The sequence below is a fragment of the Gordonia sp. SGD-V-85 genome, from assembly GCF_001456905.1.
In the GTDB taxonomy this organism is placed as follows: Bacteria; Actinomycetota; Actinomycetes; order Mycobacteriales; family Mycobacteriaceae; genus Gordonia; species Gordonia hongkongensis.
The window spans coordinates 200,127-217,279 of the sequence record NZ_LNQO01000001.1 but is presented as its reverse complement, the minus strand read 5'-3'; the positions used below and the strand labels follow the sequence as shown (position 1 = coordinate 217,279).

The 17,153-nt window shown below is 68.4% G+C and carries 16 protein-coding genes; 6 read left to right on the top strand and 10 right to left on the bottom strand.

Features of this window, described 5'->3' with window-relative positions:
- Positions 1-14: 14 nt before the first annotated feature.
- Complete coding sequence (locus AS181_RS00990; protein WP_058249748.1) at positions 15-1,076, bottom strand: enoyl-CoA hydratase/isomerase family protein; 1,062 nt, start codon at positions 1,074-1,076, stop codon at positions 15-17.
- Between the two features lie 88 nt (positions 1,077-1,164).
- Between AS181_RS00990 and AS181_RS00985 the strand changes: the two genes are divergently transcribed.
- Positions 1,165-2,037, top strand: a complete 873-nt coding sequence (locus AS181_RS00985) for a siderophore-interacting protein (protein ID WP_058249747.1) — start codon at positions 1,165-1,167, stop codon at positions 2,035-2,037.
- On the opposite strand, the gene AS181_RS00980 is transcribed toward AS181_RS00985, so the two are convergent.
- On the bottom strand, positions 2,034-2,903 hold the full coding sequence (locus tag AS181_RS00980; protein ID WP_058249746.1) for an SDR family oxidoreductase: 870 nt from the start codon (positions 2,901-2,903) through the stop codon (positions 2,034-2,036). The two genes, AS181_RS00985 and AS181_RS00980, sit on opposite strands and share 4 nt — an antisense overlap.
- Before the next feature lies 1 nt (position 2,904).
- Entirely contained in the window at positions 2,905-3,396 is a 492-nt protein-coding gene (locus AS181_RS00975) for a MarR family winged helix-turn-helix transcriptional regulator (protein ID WP_058249745.1), read from the bottom strand.
- Positions 3,397-3,488: 92 nt separating this feature from the next.
- On the opposite strand from AS181_RS00975, the gene AS181_RS00970 reads away from it, so the two are divergent.
- On the top strand, positions 3,489-4,970 hold the full coding sequence (locus tag AS181_RS00970; protein WP_058249744.1) for an MFS transporter: 1,482 nt from the start codon (positions 3,489-3,491) through the stop codon (positions 4,968-4,970).
- A 241-nt stretch (positions 4,971-5,211) separates the two neighbouring features.
- Here AS181_RS00970 and AS181_RS00965 read toward each other — a convergent pair whose 3' ends face one another.
- Together AS181_RS00965 and AS181_RS00960 are read right to left on the bottom strand one after the other, a co-directional pair.
- On the bottom strand, positions 5,212-5,967 hold the full coding sequence (locus tag AS181_RS00965) for a GntR family transcriptional regulator (RefSeq protein WP_058249743.1): 756 nt from the start codon (positions 5,965-5,967) through the stop codon (positions 5,212-5,214).
- 35 nt (positions 5,968-6,002) lie between these two features.
- Entirely contained in the window at positions 6,003-7,154 is a 1,152-nt protein-coding gene (locus tag AS181_RS00960; RefSeq protein ID WP_058249742.1) for an acyl-CoA dehydrogenase family protein, read from the bottom strand.
- A 117-nt stretch (positions 7,155-7,271) separates the two neighbouring features.
- On the opposite strand from AS181_RS00960, the gene AS181_RS00955 reads away from it, so the two are divergent.
- From AS181_RS00955 to AS181_RS00945, 3 genes are read left to right on the top strand one after another with little or no spacing between them, the layout of a single operon-like run.
- Entirely contained in the window at positions 7,272-8,144 is an 873-nt protein-coding gene (locus tag AS181_RS00955) for an HpcH/HpaI aldolase/citrate lyase family protein (RefSeq protein ID WP_058249741.1), read from the top strand.
- Positions 8,141-9,148: a MaoC family dehydratase gene (locus tag AS181_RS00950; RefSeq protein ID WP_058249740.1), complete on the top strand. Its 1,008-nt coding sequence runs from the start codon at positions 8,141-8,143 to the stop codon at positions 9,146-9,148. Before AS181_RS00955 ends, AS181_RS00950 begins: the two co-directional genes overlap by 4 nt.
- Positions 9,149-9,192: 44 nt before the next feature.
- Positions 9,193-10,332 (top strand): CoA transferase, encoded by a 1,140-nt coding sequence (locus AS181_RS00945; protein ID WP_058249739.1) that lies wholly within the window; start codon positions 9,193-9,195, stop codon positions 10,330-10,332.
- A 259-nt stretch (positions 10,333-10,591) separates the two neighbouring features.
- Here AS181_RS00945 and thpD read toward each other — a convergent pair whose 3' ends face one another.
- The 5 genes from thpD to AS181_RS00920 form a co-directional block, all read right to left on the bottom strand.
- On the bottom strand, positions 10,592-11,527 hold the full coding sequence (gene thpD / locus AS181_RS00940; protein ID WP_058249738.1) for an ectoine hydroxylase: 936 nt from the start codon (positions 11,525-11,527) through the stop codon (positions 10,592-10,594).
- Positions 11,528-11,762: 235 nt separating this feature from the next.
- Positions 11,763-13,112, bottom strand: coding sequence for a hydroxysqualene dehydroxylase HpnE (gene hpnE / locus AS181_RS00935; protein WP_058249737.1), 1,350 nt, complete (start codon positions 13,110-13,112; stop codon positions 11,763-11,765).
- Between the two features lie 74 nt (positions 13,113-13,186).
- Positions 13,187-14,374 (bottom strand): CynX/NimT family MFS transporter, encoded by a 1,188-nt coding sequence (locus AS181_RS00930; protein ID WP_058249736.1) that lies wholly within the window; start codon positions 14,372-14,374, stop codon positions 13,187-13,189.
- A complete protein-coding gene (locus AS181_RS00925; protein WP_082652830.1) occupies positions 14,371-15,045 on the bottom strand; it encodes a FadR/GntR family transcriptional regulator in 675 nt (224 codons plus the stop codon). The genes AS181_RS00930 and AS181_RS00925 overlap by 4 nt, the downstream gene beginning before the upstream one ends.
- A 66-nt stretch (positions 15,046-15,111) precedes the next feature.
- Entirely contained in the window at positions 15,112-15,762 is a 651-nt protein-coding gene (locus AS181_RS00920) for a DsbA family protein (RefSeq protein ID WP_058249735.1), read from the bottom strand.
- Between the two features lie 103 nt (positions 15,763-15,865).
- On the opposite strand from AS181_RS00920, the gene AS181_RS00915 reads away from it, so the two are divergent.
- Positions 15,866-17,152 (top strand): lipase family protein, encoded by a 1,287-nt coding sequence (locus tag AS181_RS00915; protein WP_058249734.1) that lies wholly within the window; start codon positions 15,866-15,868, stop codon positions 17,150-17,152.
- Position 17,153: the final 1 nt, after the last annotated feature.

Here is a 17,153-nt window from a genome sequence, read left to right as displayed (position 1 = left end):
GGGGAAGGTCTCGGTCAGACGGTCGGGAACGTGAGGTCGTCGGGCAGTGGCGCGAAGAAGGCGTCGACGGCGTCCCCGGAGAACGTGGCCCACTTCGGATCGCGGTCCTTGTCGATGACCTGGGCGCGGATGCCCTCGGCCATGTCGGGATGCAGCAGGCAACGCACCGACACGCGATACTCGCGCACCAGGGTGTCCTCCAGGGTCGCGTCGCCGGCCGCCTCGCGCAGCGAACGCAGGGTGACGGCCAGTGCAGTCGGGCTCTTCGCCTCGATCGCGTCGGCGGTCTTGTCCGCGAAGGGCGAGCCCACCGCGCGGCATCGTTCGATGATCTCCGAGACCGAATCGGCCGCAAACGCTTCCGCGATCCATCCGCGATGTTCGGCGAGTTCGGAAGCCGGCGCGTCGACGGCGTGCGCGGACAGTGCCGCCTCGATTCCCGACTCGCCGATCACGGCGAGGAACGCCGGCAGCGACTCCGACGGGACGAAGTGATCGGCCAGGCCCATCGCGATGGCGTCGGCGCCGCGCAGGTGACCGGCGGTGAGGCCGGCGTAGGTTCCGAGCCCATCCGGAACGCGCGAAAGCAGATGCGTACCACCGACATCGGGCACGAAGCCGATACCCACCTCGGGCATCGCGAGTTTCGTACGGTCGGTGACGATGCGGATGTCGCCGTGCGCGGAGACCCCGACACCGCCGCCCATCACGATGCCGTTCATGATCGCGACATACGGCTTGGGATAGCCCGAGATCAGCGCGTTCAGACGGTATTCGTCGAACCAGAACCTCGCCGACGGCGACTGCTCGGCGTCACGATCGGTCGACTCGGGATTACCGCTCAACGCGGACGCGTCGCGATGGATGGCGACGATGTCGCCACCGGCGCAGAGGCCCCGCTCACCGGCGCCGGAGAGAACGACGGCCTCGACCGCGTCATCGGCGGCCCAGGCCGCGAGGTGCTCGGCCATTGAGCCGACCATCTCGTGATCGATCGCGTTGATGGACTTCGGACGGTTCAGGATCAGCGACCGCGCCGACCCGTTCTCCTCCGTCAAGACCGATGGTTCCGACACGGGCGAACTCCTCTCCACACCGACAGTTCTCCGATGGTTGCATATCCTAGTAACCGGGGTCCAGCCCGACTCAGGTTAGGGTTACCTCATGGGCTATTCCAGAGCACGCGTTGCCGACGTCGCCGACCTGACGCCCAATCTGCGTCGCATCGTCTTCGACGTGAACGATCTGCCAGGACTCGGCTTGCCCGGCGGCGCCGACGAAGCCGTGGGCATCTACTTCCCACACGACCCCGAGCGTGTCACACCGGATATGGAATGTCGCGACGGCACGTGGGCCTATTACGACACCGACCCCGCACCCGACGGCCGCAACTACTCGATCCGCTCGGTCGACCACTCCGCCGGCACCATGGTCGTCGACTTCGTCATCCATGCCGCCGGCCCTGCAACGCTGTGGGCCCAGCGCGCCGAAGCGGGGCACGACGTGGTGATGACGCACGCGCGGTGCTGGTACGCACCACCCGCCGGCGTCGAACGCCTGATCCTCGCCGCCGATCTGGCCGGACTCCCCGCCCTGGCCCGAATCCTCGACGAACTGCCGTCGACCGACGGTGTCACCGCCGTGGTCGAGGTGCCCGCCCCGACCGAACTGGCCTATCTGCCCGAGCGCGACGTCGAGCTGATCACGCTGGTCGGCGGCAACTCCCGCACGCCGAGCCGTCTCGCGGACACGGTCTGCGGACTCACCCTGCCGACCTCGGGCGCGTACTGCTGGTTCGCCGGCGAGGCGGCGGAGTCGCGTGCGATCCGCAAGCACCTGCGCGGCAATCTTCGCTGGGACCGCCGGTCCTACGACGTCATCGGCTACTGGCGTGTCGACGCCGAGCGATGGACGCAGGCCTATGTGGAGCGGGGCGCGGAACTGTTCGCCGTCTACCGCCAGGCGCTCGACGACGGCAAGAGCGAGAAGCAGGCGTCGGAAGAGTTCGACGAGGCGCTCGAGCGGGCCGGCCTCTAGTACTCGGCGACCATGCCCTTGTCGGGGGCACGATACATCGTCCACAGGAACCAGGGTATGGCCCGCAGGGGCAGCCGAGCGGGCCAGTCGCGTGCGCGCATCAAGGCTTCGGTGCCGCCGTCGACGGTGACGACCGCGCCGGCCATGAAGTCCGCCGCCGGTAACAGCATCAGGATGACCCAGGCGGCGAGCTGGTCAGGAGTTCCGTACTCGCGCACCGGAACCGGAAACGACTTCACGTGCCCGGCCTGCGGACCGTCGAGTTGCGACTGCAACAGCGGCGTCATGACCGGCCCGGGAGCGAGGACGTTGACCCGGATGCCCTCACCGGCCCATTCGGTCGCCGTCCCGTGCAGGCGGCACCACTGCGTGACCGCGATCTTCGACGACGCGTACGCCACCGGGCCCGTGACGCCGCGCCGGCGTCGGATCACCCGGACGGCCCCCTCGGGGTCGCCACCCAGCAGGCGTCGGATGGCGGATTTCGGGACCAGCGGCGTGACCGTCGTCGAATTCGAACCGAAGACAACCACTTTCGCCTTCGCCGCGGCGGCCAGGGCGGGCCGCCAAGCGGTCAGCAGCTCGGTCACCCCGAACACGTTGACCTCGACGATCATCCGCTCCCGTCCGGCCGCGGGGCCCATGCCCGCGGCCAGCACGGCCCCGTCGAGTTGCCCGCCGGATCGGGCGAGGACCTCGTCGGCCGCGCGGCGTCGGCCATCGGGTGTCGACAGATCGGCGACGACGTCGGCATCGCGCTGATCGACCCCGATCACGGTGTGACCGTCCGCGCGCAAGGCGGCGGCCACCGACGCACCCATCCCCGACGCCGAGCCCGTCACCACGTATGTGCCGGCCGATGTCATGTCACGCCAATCCCCTCTTCCCGCGGTCGGATTCATCGGCCGCACCGTGCCGGTGCTGGGTCCGCTCGTAGGCGTCGTTGAAGGCACGCAGCTCGTGGAGCAGGGCCTGCGGCGAGCCCGGGGCCAGATCGGCGAAGACCTGCTCGAGCCGTTCGGCACGCAGCAGACCGTCGCGCCGGAACGCCTCTCGCCCGGCTTCGGTCGGGCGGATCAACTTCGACAACGAGTCCTCGACCTCGAACCGCTCGACGTAGCCGTGTTTGATGGCGGCGTTGACCTGCCGGTTGACCGTCGACTGCTCGAGCTGGAGGTCGGCGGTCAGCTCCCGCAACGTCCGCGGCCGACCGTCGGAGAGAATCCAGAGGATCGCGAAGGCCGAGCGTTCCAGCCCGACGCCGGGGTGTACCAGGCTGCGACGCCGCGACATCCGCAGCAACTCCTGCGCCAGGTCACGATGTACCGGCGACTGCCAGGGCGCATGGTCCTCCGACATCTCTCCTCCATCTGTCGACGTGGACAATCTACTGTCCGATTTGCTTGTGTACATTACATATGTATGCTGCATACCTCGAAGGAGGTCTCCCCATGAGCCAAGTACGAGGTTCCGCGCCCGAGCTGACCGACGACGCGTCCGACGCCGTCGAGAAGGCACCCGCCGGCGCGATCGGCAGCGTCGTGGTGTTGTGTTTCGGCGGCCTGGTCGCCTCGCTGATGCAGACGCTGATCATCCCGATCCAGCCCGACCTGCCCCGTCTGCTCGGGACATCGATCGGCAACGCATCGTGGATCATCACCGCGACCCTGCTCGCCGCCGCCGTGGCCATGCCGATCGCCGGACGCCTCGGCGACATGTTCGGCAAGCAGCGGGTCCTCCTGGTGAGTGCGGTACTGCTCACCCTCGGTTCGCTGATCTGCGCGCTGGGCGACTCGCTCATCCCGCTGATCATCGGACGCGGCGTGCAGGGTCTGGCCATGGGATTCATCCCCGTCGGCATGAGCCTCATCCGCGAGATCACCCCGCCCCGGATCACCTCGATGGCCGTCGCCGCAATGAGTGCCACGCTCGGCGTCGGCGGTGCGATCGGCCTACCGCTGGCGGCCTGGATCGTGCAGACCTGGGATTGGCACGCCCTGTTCTACGTGGCAGCCGGTCTCGGCGTCCTCGTCACGGTCGCAGTCCTCGTCCTGGTCCCGCGCGTGAACGACGCCGCGGGCGGCCGCATCGACATCCCCGGCGCGATCGGGCTGGCCGTGGGACTGTCCGCCTTCCTCATCGCCGTCTCGAAGGCCAACGACTGGGGTTGGACGTCCGGCGCCACACTGGGACTCGGTATCGGCGGAATCCTGGTGTTGATCGGATGGGGATTCTTCGAACTGCGACAGCGTGAGCCGCTCGTCGACCTGCGCACCACCGCACGGCCCGCCGTCCTGCTGACCAACATCGCCGCCGCGGCGATCGGCTTCGGCATGATGGCCCAGTCCATCGTGCTGCCGATGCTGCTGCGCCTCCCGGAGGCCACCGGTTATGGTCTGGGACAGTCGCTTCTGGCCGCGGGGCTGTGGATGGCGCCCGGCGGACTGATGATGATGATCTTCGCGCCCATCTCGGGCATCCTCATCAACCGGATCGGCGCCAAGATCACCCTGGCGATCGGCGCCGCCATCCTGGGATGCGGCTACCTGCTCGCCTTCTTCCTCATGGACGCGGCCTGGAAGCTGATGCTGGCCTCGATCGTGTGTGCCATCGGTGTGGGGGTCGGCTACGCGGCGATGCCGACCCTGATCATGGGATCGGTGCCGGCCACCGACGCCGGTGCCGCCGTGGGACTCAACGGACTCATGCGTTCGCTGGGCACCACCGTCGCCTCCGCCGTGATGGCACTGATCCTGGCCAGTGCCACGATCTCGCTCGGCGGCACCGAGGTGCCCGACCAGTCGACGTTCACCTGGTGCTTCCTCGTCGCCGCGGCCGCCGCCTTCGTCGGCATGGCGATCACACTGACCATCCCCTCGCGTCGCGGATCGTCGAATGTGCCGGAGGAGCAACCCCTCCCGGCTCGGGGCTGATGTAAAAAGTGCTAACTCGAGTCCCCGCGAGCCACCAACTGCTCCCTGAGGAGGCCGGAGCTTGCGGAGGCCGTCACGAAGGGTCCTGGTGAGATACGTCGCCAAGCCCTTCGTGGCTCGTCGCTTGCGCTCCTCGCACCTCAGGGAGCAATGGCTATGTCGTTCTTTCGGATAGGGAGCAGGGGGTCGCGCTCCTCAGGGAGCAGGGGGTCGCGCTCGCCAGGGAGCAGAGGGCGCCGGCTCACTCCGGCCGCGGGTCGGCGGTGCGACGGAGCGTCACCCGATACGTGTAGTGCTCGGGAAGGAAGTGGCTGACCGCGAGTTCGACTGCCCGGCCGCGTGAATCGGTGTACAACCGGTCCACCCGGAGCACCGTGTGCCCCACCGGGCATCCGAGCCGGGCGGCGGTCTCGGCATCGGCGACGGTGGCGGTGATCGACTGCGCACACTCCTCGATCGGGTGCACCAGGTGAGGTTCCAGCAGGCCGATAATCGTGTGATCACTCCGCGCTCCGGTCTCGATTTCCGGGGCGTCGATCACGAGGCGTGCGACCGACTCCGGCCACCACACGGTGGTCACCACGAACGGGACGCCGTCGTGGAATCGCTGGAAGACGATGCGGTACACCACGTCGGTGTCCAGTCTCAGGCGACCGGCCGCCTCGAGATCCACGCGACGCGAGGGTGATTCGATCACCTGCATCTCGGTGTCCGTCGACAGGTTCATGAGGTCCTCGATCGAACCCAGCTGGCGCAGGTACTGACCCGCGGTCTCGGTCGCGAATGTTCCCCGGCCGGGCACGCGGTACACCGAGCCCTCGGTCACGAGTTCGAGGAACGCGCGGCGGACGGTCTGCCGGCTGAGCCCGTACTCCTGGGAGAGCTCGGATTCGGTCGGCAGCCGCACACCGCCGGCGTATCTGCCCGCGACGATCTGCGCGCGCAATTCCGCGGCCAGCGTCTTGTACGCAGGTGCGGACTGCTCGGACTCGCGCATGGAACCCACTCTCCCGCCGGACGACGGCGTGCCGCTCAGATCCCGCCGCGCGACACGAGTTGCGCCGCAATGACGTTGCGCTGGATCTCGTTGGTGCCCTCGCCGACGATCATCAGGGGCGCGTCCCGGAAGTATCGCTCGACGTCGAACTCGGTGGAGTACCCGTAACCACCGTGGATGCGGACGGCGTTCAGGGCGATTTCCATCGCCACCTCGGAGGCGTAGAGCTTGGCCATCCCCGCCTCCATGTCGCAGCGCTCACCCTTGTCGTACTGCTCGGCCGCGTGCCAGGTCAGCTGACGCGCCGCGGTGAGCTTCGTCGCCATGTCGGCCAGGTAATTGCCGATCGACTGGTGCTTCCAGATGGGCTGACCGAACGACTCCCGCTGCTGCGCGTAGGCGAGCGAGTCCTCCAGCGCCGCGGTCGCCACCCCCAATGCGCGGCACGCCACCTGGATACGACCGGTCTCCAGCCCTTTCATCATCTGGCCGAACCCCTGGCCGGGAACCTCGCCCAGGATCGCCGACCGTGGCGCACGATAGCCGTCGAAGGACAGTTCGCAGCTCTCGACACCCTTGTAGCCGAGCTTGGGCAGGTCGCGCGAGACGGTCAGTCCCGGACCGTGTTCGACGAGCACGATGGAGATGCCCTTGTGCCGCGGCTGCGCGCCGGGATCGGTCTTGCACATCAGGGCGATCAAGCCGGAGCGCCGTGCGTTGCTGATCCAGGTCTTCGCGCCGCTGATGACCAACTCGTCGCCATCGGTCTTCGCCACGGTGGTCATCGCCTGCAGATCGGAGCCGCCACCCGGCTCGGTGAGCGCCATGGTGGCGCGCAGTTCGCCGGTCGCCATCCGCGGCAGATAGCGCTGCTTCTGCTCGTCGGTGCCGAACAGCGTCAGCAGTTTCGCGACGACGGTATGCCCGCCCATCGCACCGGCGAGGCTCATCCACCCGCGCGCGAGTTCCTGGGTGACCCGCGCGTAGCACGGCATCGACACCGGTGAGCCACCGAACTCCTCGGGCACAGCGAGACCGTAGATCCCGATCTGCTTCATCTGGTCGATCCACTTCTCGGGGTATTCGTTGGCGTGCTCGACCTCCTGGACCGACGGCTTCACCTCTCGGTCGACGAAGGAGCGCACGGTGTCGACCAGAAATGTCTCTTCGGCGGAAAGCGAGCTCATGACGGTGCCCCTACGATCTACGGCCAGATTTGTACGGCCATTTTGTCGATCCCCTCCGCACCTGTCAACACTTCCCATAGCTCGGCGCGGTCTGATACAACCGGAAAGGCATCACATATGGCCGCACATTTGATCTCGACCCCTGGAGCAACCGTGCAGAGAAGACGAGCCGTCCTGGTCGCGCCCGCCTCCGACGACCGCAAGGCCCGCAAGGCGCTGGCTTCGATCGCCGATGAGGTCGTGCTCGACCTCGAGGACGCGGTGACCCCGGCGAACAAGGACTCCGCACGCGCGGCGGCCGCCGACCTGGTCGCCGAGTTCGGCGCCGACCGCGCGATCTCGTTGCGCATCAACGCGATCGACACGCCTTGGGCCGGCGCCGATCTCGCCGCCTGCGCCCAGATGCCGAACCTGACGTCGGTGGTGCTGCCGAAGGCCGACTCGCCCGCCGACCTCCGGTCGGCCGACGAGCAGCTCGGCCGAGCGCCGGTCCGCCTGCAGGCGTTGCTCGAATCACCGCGCGGCATCCGTGACGCCGGCGCCATCTGCGCGGCCACGAACCGGCTCGATGCCGTCCTCATCGGTTACGCCGATCTCGCCGCATCATTGGGACGCAGCCCCGGCCTGCCGATGCAGACGTGGCACGTCGTCCAGGACTCGGTGTTGCTTGCCGCGCGCGCGGCCGGCGTGGACGTCATCGACGGACCGCATCTGACGATCGCCGACGACGACACCTTCCGCGACTCCAAGCGCTGGGTCCGCGACCTCGGCTTCGACGGCACCTGGGTGATCCACCCGGCTCAACTGCAGTCCGCCATCGACATCTTCACCCCGGACGCCGCCGCCGTGGAGGACGCTCGACGGGTGCTCAACGCACTCGAGCAGGCAGCCGCCGCGGGTGCCGGTGCGGCCGAGCTCGACGGCCGAATGCTCGACGAGGCGCTCGCCGTGTCCGCGCGGCGCGTCCTCGCCAAGGCTGCGTCCGAATGAGCGCGTCCGAGCCGATCGCCGTGGGCGGCCCGTGCTTCGACGAACTGTCCCATGGACAGTTGTTCGACGACGCGCCGTCGCTCACGTTGACATCCGGTCTCGCCGCGACGCACCAAGCAATTCTCGGTGACCGCCTTCGACTTTCGCTCGACGCCCATCTCTCGGATCGCGTGGTGGGTGGCGTCCTCGCCCATCCCGGCCTGGTCACCGACGTCGCGATCGGTCAATCCACGCTGGCCACCCACCACGTGAAGGCGAACCTCTTCTACCGCGGCCTGCGGTTCCTGAGCCACCCCCGGATCGGCGACACGTTGACGACCGTCACCGAAGTGGTCGGGCTGCGGGAGAACACACCGAAGCCAGGACGTACGCCGACCGGGCTCGCCGCGCTGCACATGGTCACCACCGATCAGAGCGGCGTCACCGTCCTCGACTTCTACCGGTGCGCGATGCTGCCGTTGTCACCCGACGCCGATCCCGGGCGGACCGTGCACGCGGACGACCTGAGCACCATCGGACCGGGAATCGACGCGGAACCCGTCATTCCCGAATTTGACCTCGCCGCCTACCGCGAATCCGCACGTGGACAGCACTTCTCACCCGAACTGGCCGGACGGGCCTTCTCCTCCAGCGCCGACGTGGTGTCCAGCGCACCCGAACTCGCCCGGCTCTCGCTGAACATCGCAGCCACGCACCACGACGAGCGGGTGGCCGGTGCGGCCGCCGGCGGTCGGTTGGTCTACGGCGGGCACACCATCGGACTGGCCCTCGCGCAGGCGAACCGGGCGCTGCCGAACCTGGTGACGGTGACCGGCTGGGACTCGTGCGACCACACCGGACCGGTGCACGAGGGCGACACCCTCAGTTCGACGATCCTCGTCGAGGAGGCGACGCCGCTCGCCGCCGGCGGCGGCGTCCTGCGCCTGCGCTCCACCGTCGTCGCACACGGCGACGACTCCGATCGCGAGGTCCTCGACTGGCGTTTCCGCGTCCTGATGGCCTGATCGTCTGCCGAATCCCCCATTCCACACTCCAGGAGTTTCCGCGCATGAGCTCGCATCCCCGTCCGCTCGAAGGCCTCCGCATCGTGGAGGTGTCGAGCTTCGTCGCCTCACCGCTGTGCGGCCTGACCCTGTCGCAGCTCGGCGCCGAGGTGATCCGGGTCGACCCGATCGGTGGGGCCGCCGACGTCAACCGCTGGCCGGTCACCGATGACGGCAACTCGATCTACTGGACCGGACTCAACCGCGGCAAGAAGTCCGCTACCGTCGACTTCCGTGACCCCCAAGGACAGCGGATGATCCAGGATCTCGTCACGGACAGCGGGCCGGGCGGCGGAATCCTGGTCACCAATGCGGGCGGACGGTCGTGGATGAGTCACGAGACGCTGTCGGCGCGGCGCTCCGACGTCATCACCCTGGAACTGCTCGGCCGGACCGACGGCACTCCCGGAGTCGACTACACGGTCAACGCGGCACTCGGATTCCCGTCGATCACCGGCCCCACCTACTACGCCGGCGTCGTCAATCATGTACTGCCGGCGTGGGATGTCGCGTGTGGCCTCTATGCCGCATTGGCGATCACGGCCGCTGTCCGGCGCCGCGACCAGAATGGGGTGGGGGCGCAGATCACCCTGCCCCTCGAGGACACCGCTCTCGCCATCGCCGGGACGCTCGGATATCTCACCGAACCGCAGCTAAGTGGCGGCACCCGACCGGCCACCGGGAACGACGTATACGGCACGTACGGAACAGATTTCGTGACCGGCGACGGCGGCCGGTTCATGCTCGTCGCGCTGACCCCGCGTCACTTCCGCGGGCTGGTCGAGATGACCGGGACCAGCGAGGCGGTCGCGGCCGTCGAACGGGCGCTGGGAGCGGACTTCGCCAGGGAGGACGACCGGTACATTCACCGCGGTGTCCTCACACCGCTGTTCGCGGCGTGGTTCGCGCGACACACGTCTGCCGAGGTCGAGGCCGCGCTGGCGCAGAACTCCGTGCTCTGGGAGCGCTACCGGACTTTTGACAAGGTCGTCGAATCAGGTGTCCTCCAGCGCAATCCGCTCTTCACCGAGCTGGAGCAGCCCGGCATCGGCACCTACCTGGCCGCCGGCCTGCCGGCCATTTTCGACGGTGAGCACTACTTCGCCGGGCCGGCCCCAGAGCTGGGCTCGTCGACGGGGTTCTGAAGGTCGTTCACCCGTGACCCCTCCGCTCCTTGAGGAGCGCCCAGAGCTCGCGGAGGGCGCGGCCACCCCCGCTCCCTGAGGAGGCCGGAGCTTGCGGAGGCCGTCACGAAGGGTCCTGGTGAGTCGGGTTGCGAAGACCCTTCGTGACGCGCCCTCCGCAAGCTCCGGGCGCTCCTCAGGGAGCAGGGGGCAAGTCGTTCTCTCGGATTAAGGAGCAGGGCCGTGCCGCTCACACCTCAGGGAGCAGGGGACGACGAACTCACCTGTGCGCCAGATGATCCGGGCGTGGCGCGGTCCCGCCGAACGGCGCCCGGAGGGCGTTCGATTTCGCGTTGAAGACGACGAACAGATTGCTGCGCGGGAAGGGCGTGATGTTCCCGCCGGACGCGTGCAGGCAGTTCGAGTCGAAATACAGTGCGGACCCGGCGGGGCCGGTGATCGTGTCGATGCCCAGTTCGTCGGCGAGGCTCGCGACATCCTCCTCCTCCGGTGTCCCGAATGGCGGCCGATACGACGTCAGCGATTCCCGGTGGTAGTCATCAGGTGTCTCGCCCACACAGCTGACGAACCGGCGGTGCGAACCCGGGATGATCATCAGCGGACCGTTGGTGGTGTGGTTCGGCGTCAAGGCCAGCGAGACGCTCAGCGCACGTGGGGCGGGCATGCCGTCCTCGGCGTGCCACGTCTCGAAGTCCGAGTGCCAGTAGAACGGACCGCCCGCGAACCCGGGTTTCAGGTTGATGCGGCTCTGGTGGATCGTGACGTCGTCGTCGAGGATCTGCCGGGCCACCCCGGCAATCGTTTCACGCGAACATATCTCGGCGATGACGTCACTGAGCTGATGCACCGCGAACAGCGATCGCACCTGCCCGCTCGATGATTCGCGGATCACCCGATCGTCGTCGCCGAGCCGCTCGGTGATGGACTCCACCTCGCGTAGGCAGTCGGCGATGTCGGCGTCCGAGAGAATGTTTGTCTCCGTGTGGTATCCGCGATCGGCATAGTGCCGGAGTTCGGGCGCGGACAGCGGGCCCGGGTTTCCCATGCTCCCCCACACGGTGTTGTGTGGGCGCGGTTCGATCTGGCTGCGCTGCGCGAGCCGGGTGCGGTAGACGTCGACGGGTGTGCTCGTCGACTGCGCGCCGGGCGAGACATCGGCGGCTTCTGGAGTTCTGGCTGCTGTGTGAGTCACCACGATCGCAACGATCCTTTCCCTCATCCGGCGGGCCGCTCGCGGAGCAGTTCTGCCCCGGCGGCAGGCAAGGTGATTGTGTTGTGCGCGACCGTCGCACGACGACGCGTCGCGAGGTACGGCGTCCGCGGCGCGGAGTTCTGCACGCCCTTCGGGAAACGGCCGTATATGTGCACCCTGCCAGGGACGACAAACCCCCGCAACCATGCTGGTATGCGCCGCGGAGAAAGTCCTCGACTCAACCGAGCCGGGCGAACTCCAGGATGATGTCGACGGCCCGCGCCGCGCTCTGACACGCGCCCTCCATCGTCGTGGTCCAGTCGGTGCGGGTCCAGTCACCGGCGAGGGCGAGGCCGTCGACCTCGGTGCGCTGGTCTGGGCGGAGGCCGGCGGTCCCGGGTCGTTGCGCGAAGGTCGATTTCGGCATCCGGACCACGTGGCTGTGGACCACCTGCGCGTTCGCCGCCTGCGGGAAGTAGCGGCGCAGCATGTCCATCTGGATCTCGGTGATCTCGGCGTTCGTCTTCGAGATCAGATCGTAGGACGCCGACACCGTCGTCGAGTAGAAGTAGTTGTCGCGTGGTTCGCGCCCGTGCATGCGCTGGCGGTCCCAGACCTGTTCGAGCACTCCCTCACCGCCGTAGAGGATCTCGCCCCAGTCGGTCATCCCGATCGAGCGGTCGAGATAGAGGTTCACACTGACGATGGGCACCGGGGTCAGGTTCTCGACGGCGCGATAGATCCGCTCGTGCCCGGGCACCTGGTCGAGCAGACCCTTCACGCTCCACACCGGTACCGCGCAGATGACGGCATCGGCTGCGATCTTCTCGCCGTCGGCCAGCGTCACCCCGCTCACCGTCCCGTCGGTGACGTCGATCGACGAGACCACCGCCCGGTGTCGGACCTCCACACCGGCGTCGGCGAAGCGCTTCTCGGCGCCGTCGATGAACAACGTGTCGAGATCGACGGTGGGATACCCGATCGAGATCGGCGTACGCGTCTCCCGCGCCCGGCGGGCTCCCGTGACGAGCAGATCGGCCGGGACCTTGGCCGAGGAGATGTCGGGCTTGTCGCCGGTGAGACCGATGACGATGCCGTCCCACAACGCATCCCGGGCCGACTGCGGCAGTCCGATGCGACGGAACCACTCGTCGGCGGTGACCTCGTCGAGCCAGTCGGGTTGCCGAAATGCCTGCCGTATCAACCTGATCTGCGCACGCGCCGTGCGCAACCGGTCGAGGCCGGTCACCCCGGGCAGGTCGCCGAGTGCGGCCCGCAGTCCGGGCAGGCCGGTGAACGCCGATCGGCGCGTCGACCCACCGGGCATCCGGACCGTCATGTGACCCGGGAAGGCCACGTGCTCCCGCGTACCGACGCTGTCCAGATAGCGCATGAGGTGCTCGTACCCGCTGGCGAAGACGTGCTGCCCGTTGTCGGGCACGTCGTCGACGGCGTGCAGCGGCATCGAGATGGTGCGTCCGCCGAGTGAACCCCGCCGTTCGAGCAGGGTGACGCGTTGCCCCGCCTCCGACAGCCAGACCGCCGACGCCAGTCCGGCCAGTCCCCCACCCACGACCACACAATGCATGGCGACAGATTAGCGGTCAGGGCTGACCGATACCGGCTGTGCGACGAATCGTCCGGGGCCCGGCGCAGACCTCGTCAGCCGGTCATCTTGACGTCCTTGGCGGCGCCGAGGACGGAGAGGGCCTGGGGCACCAGCACGAGACCGAGCACCGCCATGGCCAGGGTCCACGAGCCGGTGACGTCATGGATGCCGCCGATGATGATCGGGCCGGCCGCCGCCGCCAGGTAGCCGACGCACTGCGCCATCCCGGACACCTGGCCCGTCTGTTCGGATCCCGAGCTGCGCAGCACCATGAAGAGAAGGGCCAGACTGATCGACGAACCGGGCCCGACCATCACACAGGCCGCCCAGAATCCCGGCCAGACATCAGTGCTCAGCAGACCCACGAAGCCGACGGCGCAGACCGCGATCACCGACAAGGTCACCACCCGCTGACCGGCGAAGCGGCCGGCGACGATCGGCGCGACCAGCGACATGATCAGGGCGACCACCTGCGCCGACGCCAGGACCGCACCCGCCCGCAACGGCGACATGCCGTCGTCGACGAGGTACTGCGGCAGCCAGGCCACGAACGTGTAGAAGATCAGCGACTGCGTGCCCATGAAGACCGTGATCGCCCACGCGATCGGGTTCGTCAGCAACGACGATGTCGGCGCCGCCGAGGTCACCCGGTGAACCAGCGGCAGCTGCGGAATCCAGACGACCACGGCGACCACCGCGAGCAGCGACCACGCGGCCAACGCCAGCCGCCAGTCCCCGCCGAGTGCGTCGTTGATCGGCACGCTCACCCCGGACGCGACCGCCGCCCCGCCGGAGAGAGTCATCGAATAGAGGCCGGTCATGAGCCCGGAGCGGTGCGCGAAGTCGCGTTTGATCAGCGCCGGGAGCACGACGTTGCAGGTGCCGATGGCGGCGCCGATGACCGCCGAACCCCCGAACAGGGCGGCCGGCGACGGGATGAGCCGGACGAGGATGCCGACGATCAACACGAGCAGGGCCCCGAAGATGACCCGTTCGATTCCGAACCGGTTGGCCAGACGGGGAGCCACCGGCGCCGAGACCCCGAAGAACAGCACCGGCAGCGCGGTCAGCAGACCGGCGACGGCGCTGCTGAAGCCGGCGTCATCGGAGATCACGCCGATGAGCGGTCCGACGGCCACCACGGCCGGTCGCAGGTTCGCGGCGACCAACATCACTCCGACCGCGGTGACGATGACCCCGACGGCGGACTTCTCGCGCGTGGACAGAGCCTGCGCACTCATCCCCCCACCTCGGTGGAGTCGACGTAGGCGTACACCGCCGCGCGCGCTGCGTCGGCGTCGCCGCGCTCGATCGCGTCGACGACATCTCGATGACCGCGCGGGTGCGACTGCTCGGCCAGCGGACGTCGCAAGACCGACGGATGAGTACGGGCGATCGCCTCGGCGATTCCGTCGTACATCGCGATGAGCAGCGCGTTGCGGGACGCGACGACGAGCTCGGCGTGGAATGCGATGTCCGCCTCGGTGTATCGATCCAGATCACCGTCGGCCATCGCGCCCTCGGTGCGCGCCAGCAACAGCCGGAGGCGTTCGACGTCGGTGGTTTCGCCCCGGGCGGCCGCACCGGCCGAGGCCTCGCTCTCGAGTGCACGTCGCACTTCGAGCAGATCCCGGAGCTCCGACGGCGCGGAGGTCCGCGCGATCGCACCGGCGAGTGGGCTCCGGCCGCGCACATACGTGCCGTCGCCCCGCCGGGGCTCGAGCATGCCGGCGTGTTCCAGGGCCCGGGCGGCCTCCCGGATCGTGTTGCGGCCGACGCCGAACTGCGCCACGAGCTCGGGCTCGGCGGGGATCCGTTCGCCCAGGGGCCAGGTGCCGTCCGCGATCAACTCCTGCATGCGCTGCACGACGAGCTCACTCGTTCGGCGAGGTGGGGTGATCTGACCGGACACCCAAACAACCTAACATCCCATGTTTCAGTCCCGGTCGGTGCCGCACGGTCTCCCCCGCCCGTAGCCTCAGCCGGTGGCCGCCCGTTCCAGCGCTCCGGTCAGGTCGTCGACGGAGGTCGGCACCAAGCGCTGGTCGTCGAGAAAGAACGTAGGGGTGCCCTGTACGCCCAGGGCCAACCCATCGGCGACATCGGCACGAATCCGCTCCAGCGTGGCGGGACTGTCGTACGCGGCGTCGAAGGCCGTCATGTCCAGCCCGAGATCGATCGCGAAACCACGGAACACGTCGTCGGCGGGAACCCGCTGCTCCCCCCATCGGGCCTGGGTGGTGAACATGCGCTGGTACATCTGCTCGAATCGGCCCTGCTGTGCAGCCGCTTCGACGGCGCGGGCCGCGCGCTCGGCGTTGAGATGCCCGGGCATCGGGAAGTAGCGGACTACGAAGGTGATCCGGTCGCCGTAGGTGCGCCGGAGATCTTCGATCATCGGGTAGACCGCGCCACAGGCCTCACACTCGAAGTCGAGGAACTCGACAAAACGCGCCCGCTCACGTTCCGGCGACGTCAGGCGGTGGCTGTCCGGGCGCACCACGAGATCGGCCGCGACGGCGGTGTCTGCCGGGGCAGGCGCGGGTTCGCGGTCGATGAGTACCGCGACACCGAGGACGACGACGACGGCCGCGAGGGCCGTCCATGCGATCTTGGTCGGTCTGCTCACTCCTGCCCTGCCCACCCGTACACCGTAGGGGTGACAGAGCCGAAAACGGACATCCGCCTGCTCGATCGCTGACGCAGACACCCATTCGGTGCTTAGATGAGCCATGTCGTTCGGGGTGCGCACGAGTTGGCTGCGCGTGGGTGTCATCGGTGTGGTCGTCGGCGTGCTGCTCGGCGTGTTCGCGGGCACGCCCCCCGCCCAGGCCGCACCCGGGCCGGGCTCGCCACTGCCGTCGGCCGACCCGTTCTACCGTTACAACGCCTCACTGTCGGGCGTGGCTCCCGGAGCGGTGCTCCGCAGCCGTCCCATGCGGTTCCAGACGCCCACGATGTCCACCCCGATCACCGGCTCCCAGGTGCTCTATCGCACCACCGACCAGTTCGGCGGGAGCGTGGTGACGGTCGCGACCGTGCTACGACCGCTGATCCCGGGCCCGACGCGCCTGGTCTCGTACCACATGGCCTACGACGCGCTCGGGTCTCAGTGCGATCCGTCGTACACGCTCAGCGGGGGTTACACCAACGGCACCGCAACCGCCGAACAAGGCGTCATCGCAGGCTATCTCGCCGCTGGGTACACCGTCGTGGTCCCGGACTACGAGGGCGAGAAGCTGCAGTGGACCATCGGCCGGCAGTCGGGCTATGCCGCACTCGACGGCGTCCGCGCCGCACAGTCGTTCCTGCGGCTGCCGCGGTCGACCCCGGTCGGCCTCGTCGGATATTCCGGCGGGTCCATCCCCACGCAGTTCGGCGCCGAGGTCGCGCCGCGCTACGCGCCCGAACTGAACATCGTCGGCGCCGCCGCGGGCGGATTGCCGGTGGACCTCGCGCACAACCTGCCCTACATCAACGGAAGTGCGAAGTGGGCGGGTGTCATCCCGGCGCTCGTGGTCGCCTACCAGCGGACCTACCGGCTCGACACCTCGACGTTCCTCTCGACCCGCGGCCGACAGGTCGCCCAGGACGTCAGCGACGAGTGCATCTCGGAGTTCGCGTCGAAGTATCCGGGACTCACCAGCGCGGACATGGTCAAGCCGCCGTACGCCGGCCTGCTCGACGTGCCGCAGGTGGTGCGGGCGATCAACGACAACATCATGGGACGGTCGGGCACCCCGTCGACGAAGATGCTTCTCGCGGTGGGCCACTACAACGCGATCGGGGACACCCTGATGATCACCGGTGACGTGATCGGCCTGGCGAACGAGTACTGCTCACGCGGCGTGGACATCACCTACCGGCAGCTCAACGGCCTGACCCATCAGGAGGCGTTCCTCCCGTTCGAACCGCTGGCACTGCAGTACCTCACCGAGCGGTTCGCGGGTGCCCCGACACAGAGCAACTGCGGCTCGCTGCCGCACGGGAACAGCCTGGCGCCGCTGCCGGTGCCCTGAC